This is a genomic window from Moorena sp. SIOASIH (genome assembly GCF_010671925.1).
In the GTDB taxonomy this organism is placed as follows: Bacteria; Cyanobacteriota; Cyanobacteriia; order Cyanobacteriales; family Coleofasciculaceae; genus Moorena.
In genome coordinates, this window is sequence record NZ_JAAHIH010000005.1 from 1,012,049 (window position 1) to 1,025,996 (window position 13,948).

Here is a 13,948-nt window from a genome sequence, read left to right on the forward strand (position 1 = left end):
GATTTATTCACATCCTTGAATAGATCATACCGAAAAAGAAGCGAAGTGATGCGGTTGAAACCCATCACTTCGCCACCTTTTAGAATCCCCTCTCTTTCAAGGAGGGGAGATGTCAACACGATCTACCACAAATTTTTACAATCTTAGCCAATGGATATTAAAGAGTTTTTTGAACAGAGTGCTGGCAGATGGTTTTCTCAACGTACTAGTAATCATATTACCTCTCAACCCATAAAAAATGGTAAGTCCAACATCACTATGGAAATGCTATCTGGTGATGCCCCAGAGGTGATCAAACTCTGTAAACAATACCAAATAGAGCCTGGTATAGCTATATTTGGTGTAAAAGTGATTTGGGACGGTACAGTAGTAGGAGAACAGAAAAAGCAAACTGGTTCGACTGTTGTTGTACCTGTTCCCAACCCAGAAAATCCTGACATTGGCAAACTATTGCGAACTAATGGTGATGTTGAAGAAACTTCCTTAAAATGTCGTTACAGTATCGGCCAGGATGATGTTTTAACAATGATTACAGAGGGGAAAACTCTATATGCTGAAGAACGTTTTTGGTTTGCTAGCCCTAACTTTCGGTTACGCACTAACGTTCTCCAGCAGGGGGGGCAATTAACCATGGCTTCTCTGGCCACAGAAATTCGTCTTGGTGTTACGTGAAAGTTAAGCATTGAGTCAGCTATCAGCTATCAGCTATCAGCTATCAGCTATCAGCTAATGCGCTACTTGAGGTGCTATCAGCTTTGGGCCTGTGGCCAGGCTACTTGAGATACTTTTGAATAAAATAAGCACCGATTGCGCTACGCGCACGCTGCGCGAACAGTAGCGTTAGCCTTGGCCGTTGGCCAGGCTACGCTAATGTCTCAGGGCTGACCGCTGACCGCTGACCGCTGACCGCTGACCGCTGACCGTTGACCGCTGACCGCTGAATGCTTACAGTCTCAATTATTAGTATTTATGTTATTGACTACAAAAGGCTTATCGATAGGTTTTGGTTCTTTACTGTAAGCACTTTCCAGGACTTTGTTCCTGACTAAATTTGCCTCATATTCAGAAAAATATCCAATCAGGGTACCTCGCCACACTTTCCTGAGCATATATCTCTCTGATGGCACCTGTATATAACCGGTTGGGGCATAGTTATCTTTTATAAATGAATCCGACTTAATGACGTTAGATTTTTTAATATAATCATGCTTGGATTTAAATAGCTTACAATTGTAATTGTAAGCCCATTTGTTAGATATAACGACTCGTTTAAGATTTATTTTATTCAATAAATAACTTGTTGGTACAAAAACAGCAAATTTGCCATCGGGAATTTTGGCACAGGCTCGGGCAGAGTAGTTTTCAAAAATTATTTGGACAAATAATGTCAGCTGTATTCCAAAAATTAGTCCGGCTATTAAACCAGAAAATAGGGGAAAACAAAAACTTTTTTCATGCATCCAATTTACCTATATTTATTGTGAATAAAGTACTTTATATTGGAATTAATTATATAAATTAATCGCTAGATATCTACCTAATATCAAGTTCGGTTGAATACCCATAATAAAAGTGTGGGGAGGGTGGGGCGGGGGCACGGGGAGATTTTTATTAAGGGTAATTATCCTGACATGATATAATATATGATTTTTTTGGGAATAAAGTACTTTATATTGGAATTAATTATATAAATTAATCGCTAGATATCTACCTAATATATGAAATTTTAATGAAGATTACTTGATAATTTGATGAAAGTTTATAAAAAATAATTTAATCACAATGGGGTATGCCATAGGGGGATCAGGGAGGATTTGGTATGATTAGATCCGTTCGCGTAGCGTGGCCTACGGCCAATCATCCCACGGGGATTAATCGTGGGATGGTTAACTTTGATCCAGGTTAACAGTGGCCTGGTAAGGACTCTCTGCCTCTGAGCTACTTTCGACCTCCTGATCTTCCAAGGCACTGGAAGCTGAATCACTGACCTGCTTATCGACTACGGTAGCTGTGACTGTACCAGAGTCTTGGTGCTGGACAACTGCCTTCAGCTTAAGGTAGACATCTGAAGAGTCTGGTGGTGGATGAAATTGGTGAATTGGCTTTTTGTTAAGCTCATAACTTGACCAATCTACATTGTAGCTAGGACTAGCACGGGCTTTGCTCAGAGGCTTTGGGAAGCTTTCTCTGGGCTTGACTGATTTTTCAGGTATTTTGGATGATATGGTATTGGCTGGGGGGGAAGTTTCCTGTTGGCCTGTTGGTGGTGCTTGGAGTGTCTTTGACTCAAGCATCCCTTGCTCTGGTGTAATTTCATCGGAACTAGTACCTAGAGAGGTTTCAGCAACATTGTCTACCCACTGTAAACTTAGTTCTAAGCTCTCGGTTGTGGATCTACTATCGACCGGAGCGGTTAAATTTTGGGGAAATTTACGACAAACCATCCGCTCAAACTCATGATTAAAGCGATATATAGGCTGTCCTCGTCGTAACCAGACTGCCAAAATTTGCTCTACAGATATCGCTTTGTAACGCCCTTGATAAAGTGCCTCAATCACCGCTAGACGCACCCAATTGGCAGGATAGTTCTCAAGCCATAGATTGACTAATTCTTCTACAGTGTAACCCCTGAGCTCAAACCCATAGTGACTGAGCAAGGCAAGGGCATAGGCAATGGCTAAATCTGAGTCATTGGTCATGGGTAAAAGGGTTCAAGGTGGGAAGGTGGTACGATTCCAGGTGGAAAGGTCAAAAGGTGGCAAATTATGGAGCCACAGCGGCTTCTGGCAACGTCGCTTGGTAATATAACCTATATCCTGCAACCTGCAACCTACAACCTGCAACCTGCAACCTGCAACCTGTAACCTGCAACCTGCAACCTGTAACCTGTAACCTGCAACCTGCAACCTGCAACCTGTAACCTACAACCTGCAACTAGTTTTGGTAGTGAGTTGGTTGGTCACTGAAATCAGGACTCAGGACTCATGACAACACTATACGGTGAGTTGAACTCAGTGACACGTCCTGTTTTCACCAAGGCCTGATAGATAAATGCGATCGCATCAGCTCGCTTTGCTTCCCGCTTGGGATGCAACAGGGTCGGGTTGGGGTGGTTAACGACAATTTTGGCGATGGTAGCGTACGCAACTGCTTCGGTAGCATAAGCAGGAATATCCTTCCAATCTTGGTAAATTTTGGAAATGTCAGAAGACTCTTTCACTAACTTGTCTACAGTTTTGGCTAAAGACAGCCCATTAACTAGAGAGGCAATCAAATCAACACGCCGCAAGGTCTGCTGAGGATGGAAGGTTTGGTCGGGGTATCCCGAGAGAAAGCCACCACGATAGGATTGGTTGATAGCTGGTAATGCCCAGAAATTCAGGGGGACATCAATAAATTGGGTAGCTGGACGGATCGGATTGGGGTCAAACACTTTCACCAGTAGGGCAGCGTACTCAGCCCGAGTTAGAGGGGCATCTGGTTGAAAGCTGCCATCCGCAAAGCCACTAATCAGGTTTAGACTACCGAGGCGGCGAATAAAATCTTCTGCCCAGTGTCCAGGTATATCGCTGAAGGAGGTAATGTCAGGGTTAGGGTTAACAATATAAGGAGATGCGATCGCATCTGCAGAGCCTGTTGCTACTAATGCCTGGTAAATCAATGCTACCACCTCAGCACGGGTAATCGGCCTCATGGGATTGAGCTGATTGGGTTGGGGATAATTCACTACCATTCGTCTTTGAGTTGCTGTGGCTACCGCTTGGGTAGCATAGCTGGGAATCTGAACCCGATCGCGATAAAACCCGAGTTCGCTAGACTCACCACCTGTTAACCCCAAACCCTTGACTAGGGATACCAGACCTTGAACTCTGGTCAGATTTTGCTGGGGGCGAAATGTTCGATCGGGGAATCCGGAAATAAAACCCATAACTGCTGCTTTCCGAATTGCCTGTGATGCCCAAAATTTCGCTGAGACATCCACAAACTCCCCTCTGCCTTTACCCACCTGCCTTGGCAAGTCAAATGTTTTGGCAATAATTGCTGCATACTGTGCTCTAGTGAGGTTGGCTTCTGGCTTGAATGTGCCATCTCCAAAGCCACTAACTAGTCCTCTAATCACTAATTCTCCAATAAACTGGCTTGCCCAATGACCTGCTAAATCACTGAATTGAAATGGACCAGTCTGCCGGACTGGAACTTGAGATGAACGCAACTCTACCGCACCCTCAATTCTAGATGGATTGAGCTGATTGCCCACAGAAACTAAGCTGACAGAGGTGCTATTTTGGAGATCAGCCTTACCATTATTGCGCAGGATATTACCCGCTGGGTCTTGAGAATTGCCTAAATCTGGTCTAGCGCTACCATTAACCACTAAACCACCATGAGTATTGTTCTCAATCAGATTACGACGCAATACCGGTTGCACCTGACGCATCAAAACGATTCCAGCTCGGTTACCAAGTATTTTATTATCTGCTATTAACGGTGCTGCGGAGTCGCTGATGGCAATCCCATAACCAGTCTTTTGACAAACATTGCCTCGCACTTCCCCTTTGCCATTACGCACCAGAAAGATGCCACTGGAAGCGTTAGCGTACAATACATTATCCAGAATCAGGGGTTTGGCTGTGCCAGTAACAAATATCCCTTCACGACCACAGCGAGTAAAGGTATTATTGGCAATAATCGGTGAGGTAGATTCAATCCAGACCGCTGTCCCCAATTTGCCCGGATTAGTAACCGTTACTCCTCTTAATTGGGCCTTGGAATCTAAACGGATGGTAATATTTTGACGATTAAACGTCGGGCTGACATAGTTCCCACTGCCGGAAATCACAATATTCTTACCCTTGGTCGGTTCATTGCCAAGAACCATCACTCCCTTAGGAATAACGAGGGGAAAAACTTCTCCACTAGCAGCATTATAGGTACCAGCTGCTAAGTGAATGGTAGTTCCAGCAGCGGCAATAGAAAGTGCCTTAGTCAAGGTTTTAAACGGAACACTATCACCAGTATCGCTATCCTTACCAGTGACTGGGTTAACGTAAATAGTAGATTTAACCATATTAGTCAGTAAATGGCAATTAACACATAATACTTAACACGTAATATTTAATACTTAAGATTTAACACTTAATATTTAATACTTAATATTTAATACCTAATACTTAACAGCTAATACTTAACACGTAATACTTAAAAATATGATAGAAGTAGAGCATCTAAGCAAAATCTATGGCACCACCCCAGCGATAGAGAATGTTACTTTCAGGGTTGAACCAGGAGAAATCCTAGGGTTCCTTGGACCGAATGGTGCAGGGAAAACCACTACCATGCGAATTTTGGCAGGCTATTTACCAGCAACCCATGGTACTGCCCGAATTGCTAATTATGATGTTCATGAAAATTCTATGGCAGTACGACGCCGAATTGGTTATTTACCGGAATTTCCGCCACTGTATCCGGACATGACCGTTGAAGGATTTTTGCACTTTGTTGCCCGTATTAAAGGTGTTGCTGCAGGCGATCGCACTACTAAGGTCAAAACTGCCATGGAGCGCTGTAACATAACGAGCAAGGCCAAGCTACTGATCCGCAAGCTTTCTAAGGGCTTCCGTCAACGGGTGGGTATCGCTCAGGCAATTGTACATGACCCACCGGCGATCATTCTAGATGAACCTACAGTCGGTCTTGATCCTCGGCAAATCATTGATGTCCGTAACTTAATTAAGAGCCTTGCTGGTGACCATACTATTATCCTCTCAACCCACATTCTACCAGAAGTGAGTATGACCTGTAGCCGGGTAGCCATTATCAATGAAGGCAAAATTGTAGCCACCGATAGTCCAGACAAGTTACTGGCGGAGTTAACCGGGGGATCAGGTTATGAATTAGAAATAGATGGTGATGCAAGGGAGTTACAGAAATTATTACAAGTTATACCAGGAGTTTGCCTGGTGGAACTGGTTAATGATCAAAATTTACCTGGCGGACGCTCTTTATTCCACATCGTATCAGCACCGGGAGCAGAACCCGCACGGGATATTGCAGCTGTGACTGTGGGAGCTGGTGTAGGGATATACGAAATGCGACGGACTCGCGCTACCCTGGAAGATGTCTTTTTGAAACTGACTACGACCGAAAAACCACTGCCTGAACCAGAGCCTGATTTACAGGAGTCTCAGGAATCTGATGAAGGATGAACTATGAAGGATTAAGCATGAAGGATGAAAGTTATTTTGGAAACATTTAACTAAGTAACCTTAAAATAACTAACCTTAATCGTTTAACTAATCCTTAGCTAACGAGTGCATCTCCTAAAAGCTGTTTGACCCGGTGGGTGGAATGGGCACCTTTACAAATATGAGATGCACCCTTAGCTAACTAACCTTCAACCTTCAACCATATAACCTTGGCCTTTCGGCCACGCTACGCGAACAACCATATAACCTTCAACATTCAAACCAAAAATTACCCTCTATAATAAAACGAATAATGATTATAATTGGGAATATATTAGCAATTTTTAGGAAAGAATTACAGGGCTATTTTGCTTCACCATTCGCTTATGTTATCGCTGGTGTATTTTGGTGGCTGTCTGGCTCCTTTTTTGTGGAAATTCTTTTGGATCAAGAGGGGATTATTAACCAAGTGGCAACGGCAGAACAATTGGGTTTACCGATACCACCAGTGGATGTTGCCTATGTATTTTTGCGTCAATTCTTGGAAGTGATGGGTTCACTGTCGTTATTTGTGTTGCCAATTCTGTCGATGGGACTCTATGCTGAGGAACGCAAGCGCAGGACTTTGGAACTTTTGGCCACTTCTCCACTAACGAATTGGGCTGTAGCTGTAGGTAAACTCTTGGGAGTGGTGACATTTTATAGCTTTATGGTGCTACCCTTACTTGCCTATGAAGCGATCGCATTTAGTGCTACAGACCCCCCGGTTCAACCTGTCCTACCGTTACTAGCCCACGTCGGATTAATTTTACTAGCAGCATCGGTGCTTTCTCTGGGGATGTTCATTTCTTCCCTAACTGATAGCTCAATTTTGTCAGCAATCCTCACCTTTGCTCTAGTTTTAGGACTTTGGGTGATTGATTTGATTGCTAAAAATGTTAGTGGACCCCTTGGGGAAGCCTTAGGTCATTTATCGTTGCTGGAAAATTATAAAAATCTGATTCAGGGTGTTTTGGATACTAGTAGTATAATTCTGTTTTTGAGTTATATCTTTATCGGTATTTTTCTAACTGCTCAGTCTATTGATGCATTGAGATTTCAGCGTTCTTAGCTAAGCCGTCAGCGGTCAGCGGTCAGCGGTCAGCAGACTTAACTCAGCATTATTCGAATGCTTACCTGTTTTATTCAAAAGCACCTCAAGTAGCGTGGCCATTCCCGTAGCGTGGCCAAAGGCTGATAGCTGAATGCTTTCCTCAAAACCTACCAATTTCTTACAGCAATTTCTGACATCGAACTGAGGCTAGTCATTGTCAGTTAAACAACACCAGAAAAAACTGAGACAAAAACTGAGACATTTTGCTCTTGCCTTCCCAGTAGTCTGAGATTATAGAAAGTTCAGGGATATGTAGCTATTGATCTAACACCCCTGACTGGTTGTATCCTGTCCGGTGCTGGGTGATAGTTTTCTTTAGCCCAAATCTGGACAGTTTTATATTTTAGAGACAGACAGATGAAATACAGACATATACCGAAATTCTGTGTATAAGAAAACAGCTGTTTTCTGTCTCACTATCCCCAAAGGAGTAGATTATGAGGTTTCACACTGGAGAGATTGCTGTTCAAACTCGGGCTGGGGTAACCGAAGAAGCTGAGAAACTCAGCTCGATCATTACTCCGGTGATCAGACCCGCTGCTCAGATGCTCCTGACAACCCAACAATTAGCGATCGCTAGTAGTGTGGATACCAATGGCTTGGTTTGGGCATCACTGCTGACTGGTCAACCTGGTTTTGTCCGAGTTTTCGATAATCAAACTGTTGAGATTAACTGTATCCCTATCGATCGGGATCCGTTGTACGAAAACTTGGTGCAAAATGGAGTACTTGGACTTCTGGTGATTGACCTGACTACCCGTAAACGCTTGCGGATGAATGGCTTGGCTAGAGTAGAAGGCAAAGGGCAGATTGTGATGCAGACCAGTGAGGTGTTTTTCAACTGTCCCAAATACATCCAGCTGCGTCATCTAGAGACTGATACCGCTGAGTCAACGCAGCCAAATGAAATTCGCAGCTTTGAGGCTTTGACCACAACCGAGCAAGACTGGATTACCCAATCTGATACCTTTTTCATTGCCAGTTTTAATCCAGAAACTGGGGCAGATGCCTCTCATCGGGGTGGATATCCGGGATTTATCCAGGTGATCAGTGATAATCAGCTAGTGTTTCCCGATTATGCTGGCAATAATATGTTTCAAACCCTAGGTAACCTGACAGTCAATCCCCATGCTGGTCTGCTGTTCATCGATTTTGAGCGAGGCAATACCTTACAACTGACTGGAACAGCCGAGGTGATTTGGGATCAGTCACGATTCACTACCGTTCCAGGAGCGCAACGGTTAGTGGAGTTTCATATTGAGCAGGTCTTAGAAACAACTAATGCTAGCCCTATACGCTGGCGCTTTGGAGAGTATTCTGCCGCTAATCCTGCTGTTAAGAAGGAGGGTTTACCAGATGCAATGGTTTCTTAGGACAACTTAGATGGGTTTGCCCTGACAATCATTCCTCCCCCCTCTCCCCACACTTCCCACACTTCCCACACTTCCCACACTTCCCCCTCTCCCCACACTCTTCTTCTCCTCCTACTACTTAACTCTTACTTTTGTTTTGAGAGTGATTAGTTTAATTCCTGGATTATAAGTATAAACACGACGAAAAATAAGTGTAATCACTGAGGCATTAGGATCTAGGGGTTGTTTTAAGGTGATATAACCTTTAGTTGGTGTCCTAGAAGGCATGACTGTTCCATCCCAACTAGAGCCTGAATAACCTCTATAGTTATTTCCTAAGTTATCAACTGCGATAAAATCTGAAAATCTGCTATCTTTATTAGTGTAATTATAAGCTTTAAAATAAATTTTTAATTGGCCATTTTTCCACTTTTCTATCTTATCAACGACGAAGCGAGCGCCATTAACTTGTGGGGATGACCAATAATTTCTAAAAACTTGAGGGATTTGGCTTTGCCATTCAGCAATTAATCGTTGTGCTTCTTGATAAGATGGCGTAGCGTTATGAATCCGTTTTGCGATGGATATTGCTTGACTATACTGTCGCTGATTAGCATAGTGATTTGCCTTGATGATCAGGTTTTCTCCTTGTATTTCTAATTCAGCAGCTAGTCTTTCTAATTCAGCAGTTTTTATTTTTGTTTCAGCAGTTTTAATAATTTGGATTGCTTGGTGCTGGAAACGTTCATCCTTAACCTGTGTTGCCATTGCTTTGGCTTGTTGCCATTTACGTTTCTTTAGGTCTTGTTGAGCTTTTTGAATTAAATTTTGATCACTTTGCCATTGTTTCCATTCAGTAATTAACTGTTGTGCTTCTTGGTAACTATTACTCTCAGCAGGTATTTTTTTAGCTTCAGTAATTGCTTTATATATAAGTCGAGAGTTCTCTACTAGTTTAGTGGCTTTATTTAGTTGTGCTACAGAACAGTCATTTAAGAGGCATATCGATTTGTCATTGATGCTCAAAAAATCGGGAACGTCTTGAGCTAAGTTAATACATTTTTCATAGTCTCCATTGCTCAAGTGCTGTTGGATTTTACTTACTACTAGTTGCTCAATTTGGTTTAATCCATAGGTAAGACCTAACCCTAAAGTGATTACAGTAACTATAGCATAACTTAGTCGTTTATTCAGGTTCTTTACTTTGAGATTGTTGCTAAACTCTGCTAGTAGTTTTCTTTTAGTTGGCTGTGGGGATGGAACCGATTTAAAAATACGTTCTAGATTGGCAAGACGCTTTTTAGGGTCAGGTTCTACCATCTTGTCTAGGTAGTCAAGAAATTCTTTGCTAAAACCTGAAGCTAAATGCCTGAATTTTAGACGATGATTGCTTAAATCAATTAAATTACTAATTTCCGCCGTTTTAATTCCGGTAACCAAAGAAACAAGTGTCACTCCTAAACTATAAATATCTGATGCTTTATTGAGGGGTTGATTATATAATTGTTCTGGTGGCATAAATCCAGCTGTGCCAGCCATCGTAGTACTTCCAGCAATTGAACTATAGGCAATTTTGGCTAAACCAAAATCAATTAAGTAAACCCGCATTTTGTAATCTAACAAAACATTTTCTGGTTTAATGTCTCGGTGAATTATCGGATTAGAAAAATGTTGGATATAATCCAAAATTTCGATAAGTTGAACTGCAATTTGCTGAATTTGCTCTGGTGTAAAACTTGGGTATGCAGACAAAGGTTGAGCGTTTTTGTACTCCTGTACCAAACAAACACCACCCTCAGGAGCAAAGGAGTCAAGATACCGAGGAATCCTAGGATGGTGTAACTGTTTTAGTACCTTAATCTCACTTTCAATGGATTGGTAACCATGCCAGCTACTGTTATATTGAGCAAATTGAAATAGCTTGATTACAACTTTTTGCTTAGTTTTAAGATGGATGGCTTGATAAGTTACTCGACCACTGTGATAGTTCTGACCTAATCGTTTTTTGACTTGGTAGCCATAGTTAGAAAAATCAGGAAATTCGCTCATCGAATTTAGGTTTGTGCATCACTTACAAAATGTATACGCTTTATATTACTCCAACTTCAACAAAATAATAACGGATTGAGTTTTAAGTAATTGACACCCCAAGTCTCTTTAGAGTTTGGGTTGATAGTGACCTGAAAGCTAGAGCTGGTAAGTATTGTGGACCACTTGTGGCCCCCAGCAAGTTTATACAAACTTTATATTTATCCAAAGCCTTTATACAAAGTTTACAAAAAAACTATGAAGGATAATCTTTTTATGGATAAAAATAGTGTAAACTTATTCACCAATTTATTCACCTAACTAATACACCCAACTAATAGTGTGGCTGGATGTGTGGAATCACCACTGAATCCTCAGTACGGAGTGCTGAGTGCTGATACCTGATAGCTAAATAATTATCTGATAGCTAAATAATTAGGACTTATAAAAATTAGTTATTTTAATTTTCCACTCTATAGCTGTCCTATGATTACCCTCTGAAGTTCCATCGGATACTCTCAAAGATCCGCTACGGGATTCTCAGCGCTGCTACGGGATCACATTACTACCGTCTTAAGTTCCATCGGATGCTCTCAGCTGCTACACGAACGCATGATTAGCCGGTGAAGTTCGATGTGATGCTCTCAGCCGCTACGCGATCGCATGATTAGCCGGTGATATCATGTCAGGATAATTACCCCTTATAAAAATCTCCCCACACTCCCCACACTCCCCACACTCCCCACACTCCCCACACTCCCCACACTCCCCACACTCCCCACACTCCCCACACTCCCCACACTCCCCGCGCCCAGGCCCCACCACACTCGCCTAATGCCTAATACCTAGCAGGTTAAGCTGAATGCTTACAATCAGTAATGATAGTTGCAGCTGCCGTGAGGTTTGAGATGAAGACAAGCAAAACCAAGAAGTATCTCCTTTACCTTTTCTGGCTCGGGCCACTACTGACCATGGCGGGAATCACTGTCAGGATTATTACTGAAAAATGGTCTCCAGACGCATTAGGGTTACTGATTGCTGGTATTGTCATTAGTCTTGTGGGGCTAGTATTTTTAGCCCAGTTGGCTCCGAAATTTTGGCAAAGCCGTTCTACCCAAGTCGGAACCAATGCTATTATTTCTACGGTAGCTATGTTAGTGATTTTGGGGCTGATTAACTTTTTAGGGGTGCGCTATACCCAACGGATCGATTTCACAGAAAATCAGTTATATACTCTGTCACCCCAGTCCCAGCAAGTGGTGCAAAATTTACGACAGCCCCTTAAGGTTTGGATCTTTAATCCACAACCCAATCCAGATGACCGAGAGTTGTTAGAGAACTTTCGTCGGTATGGGTCAAACTTTGAATTTCAGTTTGTTGACCCTCAGCTAAAACCAGCACTAGCTCAGAAATTTGGTGTTCAGTCTATCGGAGAAGTTTATCTACAATATAAAGACAAGCAACAATTATTGCAAGCTGTTAATGATACCCAACCTCTGTCAGAATCTAGTCTTACTAGTGGTATCGAAACCCTGACTCGGGAAATTTCGGTTAGGGTTTACTTCCTCCAAGGTCACGGAGAAAAATCCTTAGCAGAAGTAGAAGGAGGATTATCTGAGGCCGTACGTGTTTTAGAGGATAAAAATTTTACGGTTCAACCCCTTAACCTAGCTGAACGCTCAGAGGTTCCAGCCGATGCATCAATCGTGGTTAGTGCAGGTCCGATGCGACCATTATTAGAAAAAGAAGTCAAAGGGTTACGTAACTATCTATCTAAGGGTGGTAGCTTACTATTGATGCTCGACCCTGATACTAATCCTGAATTGGATAGCTTTCTCAAAGACTGGGGAATTAAGCTAGACAGTAGGTTAGTGATTGACCCGTCTGCTCCAGAACGTTCCTTAGTGCTTGGTGCAGCAACTCCAATGGTGACCAGCTACGGGAATCATCCCATTACCAACGAATTTGGCGACGGATTTTCCTTTTATCCCTGGGCGCGATCGCTAGAAATTATCCCAGTAGATGGTATCCAGGAGACTCCTCTGCTGATTACCAATGACAGAACTTGGGCTGAGAGCAATCCTAAACAGCAGCCACTGGAATTGAATCCAGAAAGCGATCGCCCTGGTCCGTTAATCTTAGGTGTAGCATTAAGCCGCCAAGCGGAAGAGATTGATCAAGCTACTCCTCAAGAGGATGGTAACAAAAAGACCTCTTCATCTCGTCTAGTAGTCTATGGTAACTCTAATTTTGCCACCAATGGTTGGTTTGATCAGCAATTAAATGGTGATGTTTTTCTCAACACCATTAGCTGGTTAAGCAAGCAAGATGATCAAGTCCTATCTATCCGCCCTAAAGAACAAAACAATCGACGGATTAACCTAACAGCAATCCAGGCTGAGTTACTGGGTTGGACTGCGCTGTTACTTATGCCCTTAGTCGGGTTTACCACAGCTGGGTTGGTATGGTGGCAACGCCGTTAGTATTGGTAACTGATATAACTATAGTAAAGGGAACAGGGAATAGGGAGTAGGGAGTAAGGAATATGGCATCAGTAATTCTCACAATTCCTACACGGATCCCTATAAACCTATGACAATTCTACAAGCTAGTCACCTATCTCTAGAAGATGTCCATCATACCTTTGGCTTTCAACGGCAATACAATAGTTCATTAACTTCCCGGTTATCCCTAGACACTATCACCGAATTTGAGCAACGGGAATTGGAACAAATTCGGACTGATTTTGATAATTACTTAATCGCCGGTAAAGTATCTGAAGGACTGGTAAAAGCTCTAACTGTTTTTCCCTTACTGCGATTAGCTGGCTTCTATCGCTCTCCAATCAAGATTTCCTTGGAAGAAGGGATTGCTGATATTGATATTGAAGACCAGGATACCAAAATTACTGGCAGACTAGATATTCTAGCAATCAACAAAGCTAAACAGACAGTAGATAAAGTATCGTTTTGGGTCTTAGTTATCGAAACTAAAAACAGTAGTGCTGATGTATCCGTTGGTTTACCTCAATTACTGACCTATGCCTATAAGAGTTTAGACCATCAAGACTCAGTTTGGGGACTATCGACTAACGGATACATTTATCAGTTTATTTATATCCAAGCTGGCAATCCTCCGATTTATCAGTTGATGCCAGTATTAAACCTGATGGAATCGGAGTCATCGATTAAATTACTACAAGTTATTAAAGCTATAGCGCTCCTATAGCA

Annotated in this window: 11 protein-coding genes; 6 read left to right on the top strand and 5 right to left on the bottom strand. The window is 42.4% G+C overall.

Annotated features, from left to right (window positions below; genetic code table 11):
- Nucleotides 1-150 precede the first annotated feature (150 nt).
- Nucleotides 151-672 (top strand): phycobiliprotein lyase, encoded by a 522-nt coding sequence (locus F6J90_RS31720; RefSeq protein WP_293046312.1) that lies wholly within the window; start codon nucleotides 151-153, stop codon nucleotides 670-672.
- 281 nt (nucleotides 673-953) lie between these two features.
- Here the strand turns inward: F6J90_RS31720 and F6J90_RS31725 are convergent, their stop codons facing one another.
- The 3 genes from F6J90_RS31725 to F6J90_RS31735 form a co-directional block, all read right to left on the bottom strand.
- On the bottom strand, nucleotides 954-1,460 hold the full coding sequence (locus tag F6J90_RS31725) for a hypothetical protein (RefSeq protein WP_071104205.1): 507 nt from the start codon (nucleotides 1,458-1,460) through the stop codon (nucleotides 954-956).
- Between the two features lie 426 nt (nucleotides 1,461-1,886).
- Complete coding sequence (locus F6J90_RS31730; RefSeq protein ID WP_293103035.1) at nucleotides 1,887-2,699, bottom strand: hypothetical protein; 813 nt, start codon at nucleotides 2,697-2,699, stop codon at nucleotides 1,887-1,889.
- Between the two features lie 269 nt (nucleotides 2,700-2,968).
- Complete coding sequence (locus F6J90_RS31735) at nucleotides 2,969-5,068, bottom strand: S-layer homology domain-containing protein (RefSeq protein ID WP_293103037.1); 2,100 nt, start codon at nucleotides 5,066-5,068, stop codon at nucleotides 2,969-2,971.
- Nucleotides 5,069-5,207: 139 nt separating this feature from the next.
- On the opposite strand from F6J90_RS31735, the gene F6J90_RS31740 reads away from it, so the two are divergent.
- The 3 genes from F6J90_RS31740 to F6J90_RS31750 all read left to right on the top strand — a co-directional run bounded on the left by F6J90_RS31740 (nucleotide 5,208) and on the right by F6J90_RS31750 (nucleotide 8,711).
- Nucleotides 5,208-6,206: an ABC transporter ATP-binding protein gene (locus F6J90_RS31740; protein ID WP_293103040.1), complete on the top strand. Its 999-nt coding sequence runs from the start codon at nucleotides 5,208-5,210 to the stop codon at nucleotides 6,204-6,206.
- A gap of 289 nt (nucleotides 6,207-6,495) precedes the next feature.
- A complete protein-coding gene (locus F6J90_RS31745) occupies nucleotides 6,496-7,296 on the top strand; it encodes an ABC transporter permease (RefSeq protein ID WP_293103302.1) in 801 nt (266 codons plus the stop codon).
- Between the two features lie 479 nt (nucleotides 7,297-7,775).
- A complete protein-coding gene (locus tag F6J90_RS31750; RefSeq protein ID WP_293103043.1) occupies nucleotides 7,776-8,711 on the top strand; it encodes a pyridoxamine 5'-phosphate oxidase family protein in 936 nt (311 codons plus the stop codon).
- Between the two features lie 114 nt (nucleotides 8,712-8,825).
- Here F6J90_RS31750 and F6J90_RS31755 read toward each other — a convergent pair whose 3' ends face one another.
- Nucleotides 8,826-10,739, bottom strand: coding sequence for a serine/threonine-protein kinase (locus F6J90_RS31755; RefSeq protein WP_293103046.1), 1,914 nt, complete (start codon nucleotides 10,737-10,739; stop codon nucleotides 8,826-8,828).
- A 680-nt stretch (nucleotides 10,740-11,419) separates the two neighbouring features.
- Nucleotides 11,420-11,545, bottom strand: coding sequence for a hypothetical protein (locus F6J90_RS31760; RefSeq protein ID WP_293103048.1), 126 nt, complete (start codon nucleotides 11,543-11,545; stop codon nucleotides 11,420-11,422).
- An 81-nt stretch (nucleotides 11,546-11,626) separates the two neighbouring features.
- Here F6J90_RS31760 and F6J90_RS31765 point away from each other — a divergent pair, with 81 nt between their 5' ends.
- Nucleotides 11,627-13,201 (top strand): Gldg family protein, encoded by a 1,575-nt coding sequence (locus F6J90_RS31765; protein ID WP_293103051.1) that lies wholly within the window; start codon nucleotides 11,627-11,629, stop codon nucleotides 13,199-13,201.
- A 109-nt stretch (nucleotides 13,202-13,310) separates the two neighbouring features.
- On the top strand, nucleotides 13,311-13,946 hold the full coding sequence (locus tag F6J90_RS31770; RefSeq protein WP_293103054.1) for a restriction endonuclease subunit R: 636 nt from the start codon (nucleotides 13,311-13,313) through the stop codon (nucleotides 13,944-13,946).
- The last annotated feature ends 2 nt before the right edge of the window (nucleotides 13,947-13,948 follow it).

What these genes read in the sequence shown, in the direction of transcription:
- F6J90_RS31720 (WP_293046312.1), top strand. Translation starts at nt 151, where the DNA reads ATGGATATTAAAGAGTTTTTTGAACAGAGTGCTGGCAGATGGTTTTCT.
- F6J90_RS31725 (WP_071104205.1), bottom strand. Translation starts at nt 1,460, where the DNA reads ATGCATGAAAAAAGTTTTTGTTTTCCCCTATTTTCTGGTTTAATAGCC.
- F6J90_RS31730 (WP_293103035.1), bottom strand. Translation starts at nt 2,699, where the DNA reads ATGACCAATGACTCAGATTTAGCCATTGCCTATGCCCTTGCCTTGCTC.
- F6J90_RS31735 (WP_293103037.1), bottom strand. Translation starts at nt 5,068, where the DNA reads ATGGTTAAATCTACTATTTACGTTAACCCAGTCACTGGTAAGGATAGC.
- F6J90_RS31740 (WP_293103040.1), top strand. Translation starts at nt 5,208, where the DNA reads ATGATAGAAGTAGAGCATCTAAGCAAAATCTATGGCACCACCCCAGCG.
- F6J90_RS31750 (WP_293103043.1), top strand. Translation starts at nt 7,776, where the DNA reads ATGAGGTTTCACACTGGAGAGATTGCTGTTCAAACTCGGGCTGGGGTA.
- F6J90_RS31755 (WP_293103046.1), bottom strand. Translation starts at nt 10,739, where the DNA reads ATGAGCGAATTTCCTGATTTTTCTAACTATGGCTACCAAGTCAAAAAA.
- F6J90_RS31765 (WP_293103051.1), top strand. Translation starts at nt 11,627, where the DNA reads ATGAAGACAAGCAAAACCAAGAAGTATCTCCTTTACCTTTTCTGGCTC.
- F6J90_RS31770 (WP_293103054.1), top strand. Translation starts at nt 13,311, where the DNA reads ATGACAATTCTACAAGCTAGTCACCTATCTCTAGAAGATGTCCATCAT.